Source organism: Acinetobacter sp. ANC 4910, assembly GCF_004331035.1.
Lineage (GTDB): Bacteria > Pseudomonadota > Gammaproteobacteria > Pseudomonadales > Moraxellaceae > Acinetobacter.
Map to the genome: position 1 here is coordinate 49281 of NZ_SJNT01000014.1, position 12612 is coordinate 61892.

General features: G+C 41.9%; 13 protein-coding genes. 5 read left to right on the forward strand and 8 right to left on the reverse strand.

Going from position 1 to position 12612, the window contains the following annotated elements; genetic code table 11:
• The first annotated feature begins 20 nt into the window (after positions 1-20).
• Positions 21-656: a hypothetical protein gene (locus E0H82_RS13965; RefSeq protein ID WP_228258668.1), complete on the forward strand. Its 636-nt coding sequence runs from the start codon at positions 21-23 to the stop codon at positions 654-656.
• A 129-nt stretch (positions 657-785) separates the two neighbouring features.
• Complete coding sequence (locus E0H82_RS13970; protein ID WP_131265361.1) at positions 786-1004, forward strand: hypothetical protein; 219 nt, start codon at positions 786-788, stop codon at positions 1002-1004.
• 46 nt (positions 1005-1050) lie between these two features.
• Here E0H82_RS13970 and E0H82_RS13975 read toward each other — a convergent pair whose 3' ends face one another.
• The 7 genes from E0H82_RS13975 to glnK all read right to left on the reverse strand — a co-directional run bounded on the left by E0H82_RS13975 (position 1051) and on the right by glnK (position 7177).
• Positions 1051-1599, reverse strand: a complete 549-nt coding sequence (locus E0H82_RS13975) for a VTT domain-containing protein (RefSeq protein ID WP_131265362.1) — start codon at positions 1597-1599, stop codon at positions 1051-1053.
• A gap of 108 nt (positions 1600-1707) precedes the next feature.
• Positions 1708-2367 carry a riboflavin synthase gene (locus tag E0H82_RS13980; protein ID WP_131265363.1) on the reverse strand — a complete coding sequence of 220 codons (660 nt, stop codon included), beginning with the start codon at positions 2365-2367 and terminating at the stop codon, positions 1708-1710.
• Between the two features lie 27 nt (positions 2368-2394).
• A complete protein-coding gene (locus tag E0H82_RS13985) occupies positions 2395-3684 on the reverse strand; it encodes a DNA adenine methylase (RefSeq protein WP_131265364.1) in 1290 nt (429 codons plus the stop codon).
• Complete coding sequence (gene ribD / locus E0H82_RS13990) at positions 3681-4766, reverse strand: bifunctional diaminohydroxyphosphoribosylaminopyrimidine deaminase/5-amino-6-(5-phosphoribosylamino)uracil reductase RibD (RefSeq protein WP_131265365.1); 1086 nt, start codon at positions 4764-4766, stop codon at positions 3681-3683. Before ribD ends, E0H82_RS13985 begins: the two co-directional genes overlap by 4 nt.
• An 8-nt stretch (positions 4767-4774) precedes the next feature.
• A complete protein-coding gene (gene nrdR, locus E0H82_RS13995; protein ID WP_116762406.1) occupies positions 4775-5236 on the reverse strand; it encodes a transcriptional regulator NrdR in 462 nt (153 codons plus the stop codon).
• A gap of 140 nt (positions 5237-5376) precedes the next feature.
• Positions 5377-6780 (reverse strand): ammonium transporter, encoded by a 1404-nt coding sequence (locus tag E0H82_RS14000; protein ID WP_131265366.1) that lies wholly within the window; start codon positions 6778-6780, stop codon positions 5377-5379.
• A 58-nt stretch (positions 6781-6838) separates the two neighbouring features.
• Positions 6839-7177, reverse strand: coding sequence for a P-II family nitrogen regulator (gene glnK, locus E0H82_RS14005; protein ID WP_016168502.1), 339 nt, complete (start codon positions 7175-7177; stop codon positions 6839-6841).
• Between the two features lie 278 nt (positions 7178-7455).
• Here glnK and E0H82_RS14010 point away from each other — a divergent pair, with 278 nt between their 5' ends.
• Both E0H82_RS14010 and E0H82_RS14015 read left to right on the forward strand, forming a co-directional pair.
• Positions 7456-7683, forward strand: coding sequence for an accessory factor UbiK family protein (locus tag E0H82_RS14010; RefSeq protein ID WP_131265367.1), 228 nt, complete (start codon positions 7456-7458; stop codon positions 7681-7683).
• A 66-nt stretch (positions 7684-7749) separates the two neighbouring features.
• A complete protein-coding gene (locus tag E0H82_RS14015; RefSeq protein WP_131265368.1) occupies positions 7750-9237 on the forward strand; it encodes a YifB family Mg chelatase-like AAA ATPase in 1488 nt (495 codons plus the stop codon).
• 72 nt (positions 9238-9309) lie between these two features.
• Here E0H82_RS14015 and E0H82_RS14020 read toward each other — a convergent pair whose 3' ends face one another.
• Complete coding sequence (locus E0H82_RS14020) at positions 9310-10080, reverse strand: TorF family putative porin (protein WP_131265369.1); 771 nt, start codon at positions 10078-10080, stop codon at positions 9310-9312.
• A gap of 1239 nt (positions 10081-11319) precedes the next feature.
• On the opposite strand from E0H82_RS14020, the gene E0H82_RS14025 reads away from it, so the two are divergent.
• Positions 11320-12606, forward strand: a complete 1287-nt coding sequence (locus E0H82_RS14025) for an OprD family outer membrane porin (RefSeq protein WP_131265370.1) — start codon at positions 11320-11322, stop codon at positions 12604-12606.
• Positions 12607-12612 lie beyond the last annotated feature (6 nt).

Sequence of the window (12612 nt, forward strand, 5' to 3'; positions counted from 1 at the left end):
GTTCAACCTTAGGGAGAAATATGGTGGCATTAAATGTCGGTCCAGATTTTAAACAGCGCTGGTTAGAAGCGCCTGAAGCTGTACGTCAGACATTTATGGATGACCTGAATCATATTTGTGATTTATTACAGCCCGAGACACAGACACAGCTCTGGCTCGCAGCAGATCAGAAAGCCCAACAGCAAGCCCAGCAAACTGTTGAACAAGCCTATGCCGATCTAAAAGCACGCCTGATTGAAGAAGCACGAGTTCGTCGTCAATTGGCTTTAGAACTGTCCTTGGCCAATAAACGTGCGGCTGCTGAACAATATGCACAACAACTCTTTGCGGATGAACAACGCCAATTTGCTGAGCAAACCCAAACCTTAGACCACTTGCGCCAGCATATTGAACAAGAAACACTGCACTATACCGAACGCTATCATGTCAATGATAGTCATCAAAATCTGAACTTTGCCCCGGGCATGGTGCATGTTTCAGATCAACAAATTTTGTCTGAATTAGAAACGGTACGTTTACGTTTAGAGCTTGAAGCTGAAGCCCACATTGAACAAGCGGTGAGTAAGTTCCGTAATAAATTACGTACCGCAGCACAAGAAGAAATTGAATATATATTACATAATTCTAATTTTTCTGATTTAAAACCAAAAGTTTAATTTTTCTACTTCAATTTTATGTGTGTCATGAAACTGACACACAAATGTCACAATATGGTCATCACTTTAAAACAAAACGTTGAAGTGTTGACGCCAAAAATTGACATATCAATAAATTAGGAAGAAAAAATGGACCTATTGAACCACGTTTCTCACCGCATTGCTGCTCTCGATTCAGGCGAACAATGGATTGTTTCTGCTCAAAAACTACTGCTTAGCCGCGCCGATTTTCAATCACTTTCGGTGTTTCTCTCGCGCGAGTCGGAAAAAGGACTTTTTAGCCTCTCCCCACAAGGATTCAGTGCGACTTGGCATGATGAACCTGTCGTGACCATTATTAAGCATTAACCTTTAAATATTCGCCCGGTAAAGTCGAGTGACTTGTTTAAACGGGTCACTCTATAAACTCAAGGGTTGCAAAAAAGATATTACCGACGCCATAACCAATACTCAGTAAAATACCAATCCAGATGAAACTTCCAATGGTGTTGTACCACATAAAACGGGAAAAATTCATCTCGCCTGCACCCGCAGCAAAAGGGGCAAATGAACGTACAAAGGGAATAAACCGCGCCAGAATAATGGTCTTACCACCATGTTTAACAAAATAATGGTTCGTCTTGCTTAAATACTCTGGCTTTATCCAACGTGAATGACGATGTAAATACTTAAAGCCCAGCTTTTTTCCGGTGTAATAATTCACGGCGTAACCCAATATCGCGGCAATCATGAGTAATGTTCCCATGCTATGCAGTTGAATAATGGCAGAGGATGAGCACAACGCACCTACGGCGATCAATAAACTATCGCCAGGCAGAAAAAACATAAAAACAAAGCCCGTTTCTGCAAAAATAATCAGAAACAAAATGGCGTAAATCCAGACTCCATACTGCGACAATAGAAGCGGCAGTGTTTGTTCTAGATTTAGAAAAAAATCAAGCATTACATAAATCTACGCTAATCAATTTAAGTATCACGTGCTTTATTTCACTCGAATAGAAACGAAAACAGCCCTGTAGTTTAGGCTGTTTTCGCATCTGATATATACTTTTTATTTTAAAAAGCCGTTTGCCGCCAAGAAATCCATACTGATTTTTGACTGTGCTTGAGTCTCTGCGGCTTTATCGCCCAACAATAAACGTTCGATATAACGCGCCAAGACATCGACTTCCAAATTCACTTTCGAACCCGTTTTCCACGTCCCAATATTGGTCCGTTCTGCCGTATGTGGAATTAAGTTCAGGCTGATGATATTACCGCGTAAATGGTTAATGGTTAAACTGACGCCATCTACAGTCACCGACCCTTTCTCGGCCAAATACTTGGCAATTTCTACAGGTGCCGTCACTTCAAAATAAAGTGAACGCGCATCCTCACGAACCAAGGTAATCTCACCAACAGCATCAACATGACCGCTGACAATATGCCCACCAAAACGCGTGGTCGGCAACATGGCTTTTTCTACATTGACTGGTTGACCAACTTTCCAGTGCCCCAACGTCGTTCGATTTAAACTTTCACGTGACACATCGGCGGCATACCAATTGTCACCCCATTCAATCACCGTTAAGCAAATCCCATTGGTGGCAATTGAGTCACCTAAGTGTACATCTGACATGTCCAAATTCGTTTGAATACGTAAACGTACATCACCGCCCACACTTTGCAAGCTTTCTACTCGACCAAGGCTTTCAATAATTCCTGTAAACATAATCTTTTCTCTTTCCTGAATTTGGACTTACCACAATGCCAACTGGGTACTTACACCTGAGGTATCGACTCCACCCAATTCTGCGAAATGATACAGTTGACCAAGTAACTGACGTAATGGCGGACCAGATTTGGCATGGGTATCAGTAATCACAATAAATTCCAACACACGTGCGCGCTCCGACTGACGTTGCTTACTGACCCGATAACGCGGTACATCTTGGGTTAACAGCGTGACACGTCCACGCTCAAGATTGGCTTTGAGTAAATCGGCAGCTTCAATATTACCATCGGTTGAATAACTGGTCAGAATATAACGCGCATTGATGGTCGACAGTAATTTTTCATAGGCTTCCTTGGCATACTTAGAAGAATTGTAAGGGCTTGGGCGCTCTTTACGCCACGCGCGGTCAATTCCACTCTTAAAGCCTTTGGTGTCTGGGCTTGGCAAATCCACCTGATCCCATAAGGTCAGCGCATTCAACACATGATAGTTACTGCTATAAGCATGTTGGTTATACGGCGGATCTAAATACGCCACATCCACTTCAAAACCACTCATCTGATTGGCTAAATGCTGTGCGTCGACACACCACATTTCTGCGGCAGGGCGTTTTGGATCGCCTATTTCACAAAAACGGCTTGGGGTCAGCCAGAGCAAGGATTCAATACGCTCCAATGCGGTTTGGGTTTTACCGCCCCAACCATGATGAAAACTTTTAAAGACACCACTGGTATTGCTGACAAAACTGGCTGAATACAACAACGGCGCCAACAAAGCACTCATTTCCACATCATCAATCGCGCCTTGCGCTTGCCAAGTGGCAATTTGCTGACGAATCGCATCTATCCGCATGCCATTACGACGTTTAAAGAACAATCGGTCACGGGCAGGATCGTAAATTTCATCGTTACGTGGGCATAGGTTATGCGTGACCCAACCCTTTACTTCTGGCAACCGATTTAAATAATCAATCGCCTTTTGATAGCCGCCCAACTCTTTAAATGCAGGCGCATCTGTACAGGCCAGAATGGCATGATTTAAGGCATGGCTATAGGGTTCCCAGTCATTGGCAATGACACGGTAACCATTCTGGCGCGCCAAACGGGAAACCACGCCACTACCTGCAAAAAAGTCAGCAAAAATAGGCGAACGACCTTTGGCATTCAAGGTTCCTGTCTGCTCAAGTGCCTCTAAAATCAGATGTAATAAACGACGCTTGTTTCCTAAGTAAGGAACCAATTGATGAAATAAGTATTCGTCTGTGGTCCGTGCCGCATGACGTCGTTTATGATAAACCGTAGACTCTTGATTCATATAGACTCTTGAATGGGTGTTAGCCTTAAGCGCACATCATTTCCCACTTGGGAAACATCGATGAGCTTAAATCGAAGTTGCTCTGCCAAATGCGTAAATTCCGCATTAAACATCGCACGTGCAGATTGACCTAATAAGGTGGGTGCAACATAACTAATCAGTTCATCAACCAATGCCTGCTTGAGAAAAGCACTGGATAAGGTTGCGCCCGCTTCGACCAACACATCGTAAATTTGAAAATCTTTTAGGGTTCTTAACAAACTTTCTAAAGATTGAATTTCTAGCTGTATCACGCCCAACTGCGCCAGTTCAGGACGGAAGGGCCCCATCACCATGACGGTATCAGGCTGTTGTAAAATCTGGGTATCTAAAGGTAAACGACCTTGTCGATCTAAAATAACGCGTTTGGGTTGCACCACCGTACTGATGTCATCAAGGTCTGGTAAGTGACGCACATTTAATAAACAGTCATCTGCCAAAACCGTATCAATGCCTGTAATCACTGCCCCTGAAATGGCACGCCAGTGCTGAACATCCAATCGAGCCTCTGCGCCAGTAATCCATTTCGATTCACCGGATGCCATTGCAGTTCGACCGTCCAAACTAGAGGCAACTTTCAAGCGCACATAAGGCAAACCTGTTGCCATCGCCTTGAGAAAGCCTCGATTCAAGGTCGCGGCTTCAGCCTCACACACCCCAGTCCTGACTTGAATACCGGCTTCCTGAAGGATATGAATACCTTTCCCAGCCACTAAAGGATTAGGATCTGCACAAGCAACGACAACTTGTGCAATTCCTGCGTCAACCAAGCCTTTGGCACAAGGTGGAGTCCGACCATAATGTGCACAAGGTTCTAAAGTGACATAAGCAGTTGCGCCATGTGTTAAGCCATCTGCTTGGCGCATGGCAAACACTTCCGCATGAGGTTGTCCCGCACGTGGATGAAAGCCTTCACCGACCAATTGTCCATCTTTGACAATCACGCAACCAACATTCGGATTAGGTTTGGTGGAGTATTGCCCCTGCTGTGCTAAGCGAATAGCGCGCTGCATCCAAACTTGGTCTTGGTTTAACTCAGACATGGGCACACTCATTCATGTTCACGTTGTTGCATTTGTTCAATTTGACGACGAAAAGCTTCCACGTCCTGAAAGTCCTGATAGACCGAAGCAAAACGCACATAAGCCACATGATCCAAAGCAAATAAAGCTTGCATAACAATTTCCCCAATAGTGCGCGACTTGACATCACGTTCTCCTAAACGGCGGATATGCAGTTGAATATCGCTCAACACAGCTTCAATTTGTTCTTGCGTGACTGGACGCTTTTGTAATGCATGCATTAACGAGCGGCGTAGCTTGGCTTCATCAAAAGGCTCATTTTTACCGTCTGATTTAATTACACGTGGCATGACCACTTCATAACTTTCAAATGTGGTAAAACGCTCACCGCAACTAATACATTCACGGCGACGTCTGATTTGACAGCCTTCAGCGGCTAAGCGCGAGTCGATGACTTTACTGTCTGCGGCGTTGCAAAAAGGACAATGCATGACGGTCGAATTAAACAAAACATTTTTGAATTCTGAGTGTAGCAAAAATTATGGTTTTTGTAGAGCATTACGCTAGATATGGAAAAAAAACAGCCCTTTCGGGCTGTTTTACACAATATATTGATTATATCGCGAAAAAATTATTCAATGCGTTCGCCATGTTGACTTAAGTCAAGACCCATGCGCTCATCATCAGCTTCTACACGAATACCAATCACCACATCAATCACTTTTAAGATCACAAAAGTTAACACTGCAGAGTAAGCGATAGTGGCAAGTACACCTTCAATTTGAACCCATAATTGGCTCATCATATTTGCAGGTGCTTTATCCCCCATGATGAATTCACTGGCAAAGACTGCTGTGAGAATCGCACCCACAATACCGCCAACACCGTGTAAGCCGAAAGCATCTAATGAGTCATCTGCTTTAAGGGCACGTTTCAGACCTGTAATCCCCCAGAAGCAAACCACACCACCAATCAGACCCATCGCCAAGGCACCACCAACAGTCACGAAACCAGCCGCAGGAGTAATCACGACCAGACCCGCTACCGCACCAGATGCACCACCCAGTACAGATGCCTTACCGCGCACCACTTTTTCAGTAATTAACCATGCGATTGCCGCTGCTGCTGCTGCAACTTGTGTGGTGACCAATGCAAAACCTGCGGAACCATTTGCACCCAGTGCTGAACCGCCGTTAAAGCCAAACCAACCAACCCATACAAGGCTTGCACCAATCACTGTTAATGTCAGGTTATGAGGCGCCATAGATTCACGGCCTAGACCCATACGTTTCCCTAACATGTATGCAGCCACTAGCCCTGCAACACCTGAGTTAATATGTACAACTGTACCGCCTGCAAAATCAAGTGCGCCATCGTTAAATAACCAACCACCACCCCAGACCCAGTGCGTAATTGGCGCATACACCACAACCACCCAGATCGCGATAAATGCGACAAATGCCCCAAATTTCATACGCTCTGCAATTGAACCGCTAATAATGGCAACGGTAATAATGGCAAAAGTCATTTGGAAAATAACAAAGAGAATTTCAGGAATGGTGCCTGTTAATGCTGTTGTGGTAATTCCTGACAGCATGATTTTATCAAAACCGCCAATAAAGGCATTTCCTTCAGTAAATGCAAGTGTATAACCCACAATTACCCATGCAAGGCTCACAACCGCCGCAGCAACAAAACTGTGTGCCATGGTGCTTAAGACGTTTTTCTTACGAACCATACCGCCGTAGAAAAGTGCCAAGCCAGGAATGGTCATTAACAAGACCAATGCCGTAGAGACTAAAATCCAAGCCGTATCACCCGTATCGAGAGTGGGTTCTTTAACCGCAGGAGCTGCAGCTTCTTCAGCTGGAGCAGGTGTCGCAACTGCTTGTACATCTGGCGATGCCGCTGCAGTCGTTTCCACTGTTGTTGTGACTTCTTCTGATGGAGCAGATGCTGTTACTTCTTCAGCCCAAGCAACAGAACCACCTAAAAGTGCGCCTGATAAACTCAGCGCGAGTAGCATTTTTTTCATTCGTGTCCCCCAACCTAATTTTGCGAGTTACTCGATACTCTGCAAACTTTATGCCAAACTAAACAGCATCTGGACCTGTTTCACCTGTACGAATACGGATCACTTGCTCTAAGTTAGTCACAAAGATTTTTCCGTCACCAATTTTTCCAGTGCTCGCAACACGAGTGACCGACTCAATCACTGCATCAACCATTTCGTCACTAATTGCGATTTCAATTTTAACTTTTGGAAGAAAATCAACGACATATTCAGCACCACGATACAGCTCAGTATGACCTTTTTGACGGCCAAAACCTTTTACTTCTGTTACAGTGATCCCTTGAACACCAATTTCTGACAATGCTTCACGCACATCATCTAATTTAAAGGGTTTTACAATTGCAGTTACTAGCTTCATGTTTGTTTTTCCTTCGGCTTTTTTCACCAGTAAGGTTTTATGTTCAATTTTCGTGCCAAGATTTCTAAGGTTGAGGGAAATAAAAACCTGATACACAGCTCTATTTATACCTTATTTTTGTCTTTTAATCGAAGCCTAGGTCTTTAATATTTGAGATTTTTAGCCAAAAGTCGGCTATTTTTGCCAGATCGCATCAAGGATTATTGCGATAGCACTATAGTCTCTGTCGAAGCAGTGCTACACTGCTCCCGCTCTTCTCCAGCAATATGGATAAAACAATGATTGAAACTTTATTACAAGCCATTCTAGAACAAGTAGAACAACCTAAAACTGATTTAGAACATAATTTAAGAGCCTTATTAAATGAGGCCGTGACTAAAATGGATTTGGTTTCTCGTGATGAAATTGAACGTCAGAAAACTGCGCTTAATAATGCTAATCAACGCTTAACCGAATTACTCCTCCAAGTCGAAGCACTCGAACAAAAATTTCAGAACAAAAAATAAGCACACTATTAGTGCAATAAAAAACCAATAACGATCAAAAATAACGCACCAAAATGGAACAACAACATGTCTTTTGCAAAAATAAATACGCGAGGGCTATTGGGTCTGCATGCCCCACTGATTGAAGTCGAAGTTCATTTAAGTCAAGGATTACCATCACTTACCATTGTAGGATTAGCAGAAGCTGCTGTTCGGGAAAGTAAAGATCGGGTCCGTTCAGCCATTATTAATAGTGGTTTTCAGTTTCCCAGTAAACGTCTCACGATTAATCTTGCGCCTGCAGATTTGCCCAAAGATGGGTCACGCCTAGATTTACCGATTGCTTTGGGCATTTTAATTGCTTCTGGACAACTCCCAGAACAAAGTATCGATCATCTTGAATTCATTGGGGAATTGGCGCTAGACGGTCAATTACGTCCAACCACAGGAACCCTGAGTATTGCCATCGCGTGTCAGCAAGCGCAACACCAATTGGTTTTGCCCGAACAAAATGCATTGGAGGCAGCACAACTGCCCCATTTTGATGTGTATGCAGCAAAAAATCTCAAAGAAGTGTGCGAACACTTAAGCCAACACAAACCGTTATCTCCAGTACAAAAGCCTGTCGATTCACCTTTACATCGCTATAAATTTGATCTGGCTGATGTGAAAGGACAACTGCGCCCACGGCGTGCTTTAGAAATTGCAGCAGCAGGTGGTCACTCCTTACTGTTTCGTGGTCCACCTGGCACAGGTAAAACCTTATTGGCATCGCGTTTGCCGAGTATTCTTCCACCGCTCAGTTCTAGTGAAAATTTGGAAGTTGCCAGCATTTATTCTGTTGCCAATTCGCAGCATCATTTTGGACATCGCCCTTTTCGCGCGCCACATCATACTGCGTCGGCTATTGCTTTGGTGGGTGGCGGCTCACAACCTAAACCTGGAGAAATTACCTTAGCGCATTTAGGCGTTCTGTTTTTAGATGAACTCCCTGAATTTGATCGCAAAGTCTTGGAAGTACTTAGACAGCCTTTAGAATCTAAAGAAATTGTGATTTCTCGGGCATCCCGTCAAATGACTTATCCTGCCAATTTTCAGTTAATTGCGGCCATGAATCCTTGTCCATGTGGCTATGCGTTTAATCAAGATCAGCGTTGTCAATGTTCGACTGAGGCCATCAAACGTTATCAAAATCGAATTTCAGGGCCTCTACTCGATCGCATAGATTTGCATATTGATGTACCACCACTCACGGTACATGAATTACAAGCACATGCACCTGCTGAAAATTCTGATCAAGTACGTCAACGTGTGACTCAAGCCTATGAGCAGCAAATTCAACGACAAAATTGTTTAAATCATGCTTTGAATCCACAACAACTGGAACAATTTGCAGGATTGAATGAGCAAACCAAAAAAATGCTTGAATTGGCTCAACAGCGCTTAAATTTATCTGCACGTGCTTATCACCGGGTATTAAGAGTGGCAAGAACCATTGCTGACTTGGCACATTCCGCTGAAATTCAAACTGGGCATTTAAGTGAAGCTTTATCCTATCGGCAGCAAAGCCTTTAATCAGTTCTGATTTAAATGCCAAATAAAAAACCTCTAGTCCTAAAGACTAGAGGTTTTTAAACACTCTTAAATTTAGAATGTTTTGGTTAAGGTAAAGACTGCACCTGTTTCTACGCCACGTGCTGTTGCATCATCCATATTATCTGTATCAATGTTTGTACCTACCGCTGCTAATTCAGCGGTTGCACCAGAAATTGATTTAAATGCGTAGTTAACACCGACTTTCCAGTCTACATAGTTATCATCACCGCCAAATGAATATTTGTCTTCATCATCCACCACGGTATAGCCCACACTTGCTACACCGCCAAAACCTGTTGAACCAAATGGAACAGCGTAGCCTGCATTCACATTCCAACTGTTTGTATCTAGACCTGCATAATCATTGGTAAAATTCACATTGGTCAGAATGCTATCCCCTTCAGCCAGCACACTTGCAAAAGTTAGTTTTCCGTAAAACTCGACCCAATTCAGATCAGATGCACTTGGATAGTTGTAATACACCACACCCACATCTAATAAAGGTTTGCTGGTAAAGCTATCCAATGTGGTTGCAAAACCCAACGATGGATCTAACTCTAAACTTGGCGTCCCCGAACCAAAGTTTACATTAGAACCCCAAAGCCCAAAATACACACCTGAATCATGTGCAAGTGTGAATCCTGCTTGTACCGCTGGATCATTTTGAGTTTGCGACAATCCACGGAAACGATAGTCTGTTGTTACTGCTGCATTACCGCTAAAAGAAAGACCAAATGGTGATGCTGCTTGATCATCTGCAAAGGTAAATGTTGAAGCCGCTGCAACAACCGCCATAGATAATACTTTTAATGTGAATTTCATTCTGAGGTTCCCCCACATCGAATTACGACGTTTTTGCTGTAATTAATAAACTCAGGAATCTATTAGCAAGCGCTATGCCAACTTTAAGAAAAATATTTACAACCTTGATGTTCCCTATCGAATATTGAGAAACGTCATGCCGAGCTATAAATCTTAGTTGTTCGTGATTTTTGTAAACCTACGCTATGTCTAAGAGGTTCCAAACTTTACCCGCAATAAAATAAAAGAACTCAATCTCACTGTAACGTAAAAAGATCGTAAATTTAAAATAAAATAATAAATAACAAATACTTAAATAAAAACAAATCCTTTAAACTTCATAAAATACTCGCAATGAGCATATCAATATGCATCATTGTAATAACCCAGATAGTTTGGATTGTTACTCATTTAAAAGGCTTCGGTGCAGGAGATGGGCTCATCATGCAACGCATGGATTCTTTCAAAAAAGGTTGATCGCAGTATAAAAAATCTAGGCTTTATTTTAAGATTAGCAATTATTAAAGTCGTGTAAGCCCCATACCGCTATGGCGTTCGCATTCTTTTCAACAGACCTAGATTCGCTTTAATCACTGTATTTCTAGCCAGAAACCAGATGTCATTGATCGATGACACACATTTCTGTTTGGCTTGTACAACCAAGAACACATTGGATTGGCAAAATTTGAATCAAGCGGTTCTGCTAGAGTGCTCAAAATGCTTCATTTCTGTTCAAAAACTGAGTTTCACACCAATAGTTGTACAAAATACACGCACTATTACTGATCACACCCAAATTTTAAATATGCTATGAATCACAATTTATTCCAACATTGTAAGCTAAGCATGATGAGAGAATTACACTGCACTTAAATGAAACATTTCTCATTTTCATTTAGAAGTTAAATGGATTCATAAAAACAAGACATAATTTGCATAAAAAACAATCAATCAGGTCGATATTGAAGAAAAAATAAACAAAAGAATATGTGATTTTTCTATGTTTGATCGAAACATAAAACAGAATAATTTCCCATTCAGTAAAATATAATTTTATTATGAATGAATAGCTTATATATAAAATATGGTTATCCTTTCCTAGATAACAATAATGCAATTTCGTCAAGTAGCTGGTAACAAGAATGAAATAAAATTAATAAAAATCTATCTTTTTTATAGATTAATTATACAATTTATTAAAATTTCGAGTTATGCCAAAAAACGAAATTCTGAATCTATCTTTTTTTGAGGTTGTTTCTTATGCCAAAGGCGCAAAAACTTACATTAGCAGTATTAATTCAGGCTGCCCTTATTACTACAGCTTATGCAAGCGAACAAAGTGAAGCAAAAGGATTTGTCGAAGATGCTGAAGGATCAGTGTTGTTCCGCACTGGTTATTTATCTCGTGACAAAAAACATGGCGTAGCAGATACCAGCTCAGCTGCTCAAACTGCCATGGTTAAAATTGAATCTGGTTATACCCAAGGTATTGTCGGTTTTGGTGTGGGCGTGATTGGTGATGGCTCATTCAAATTGGGCGAAAACAAAAATGCTGGCAACCAAATGATTCCTAAGCATAACGATGGTTCTGCTTATGACCATTGGGGTCGTGGTGGCGGTATCGTAAAAGCACGTATCTCTAACACTGAAGTCCGTTATGGTACTCAAGTACTCGACTTACCTGTACTTGCAAGTAATACTGCTCGTTTAGTCCCTGAATACTTTGAAGGTGTATTAGCGACTAGCCGTGAAATTAACGGTTTAGAATTAACTGCGGGTAAATTCACTAAAGACCAATATTCAGACCAAATCGAAACTGATGGTCGTCACTTAGACAGCGCTGTCGTTTGGGGTGCTAAATATAAGTTTAATGATCAATTAAATGCATCTTACTATGGCTTAGATAGCAAAAATGCACTTGAACGCCATTATGTGAATGCCAATTACAAACAAGCTTTGGCAAATAATAGCTCTTTAACATACGACTTCAGTGGCTATCACACTGAGTGGGATAAAGAAGGCAATACGTATTCACAAATTACTGATGATCTTTCTGATCGTAAAAACGATATCTTCGCAGTTTCTGGTACATACAACACTGGCAACCACAACGTGATGTTGGCTTACCAACAAAACAGTGGCAATACTGGTTATGACTACGGTGAGAATGCTGATGGTGGTCAAAGTATCTACCTACCTAACTCTTATCTTTCTGACTTTATTGGTAACGATGAAAAATCGGCTCAACTCCAATACACCTATGACTTTGCTGGTATGAATGTTCCTGGTTTAACTTGGACAACTGCGTTCGTTTATGGTTGGGACATCAAAGCAACTGACAATAAAGGAACTATGATCAGTGATAATGAACAAGAACGTGAATTCTTTAACCAAGTGAAATACACAGTTCAATCTGGTTTTGCTAAAGATGCAAGCTTACGTTTACGTCACTCATACTACCGTGCAAGTGACAACTACCAAAGCAACTACATCGGTGACACCAACGAATGGCGTATCTGGTTAGATGTCCCTGTAAAATTCTTCTAATTTGAA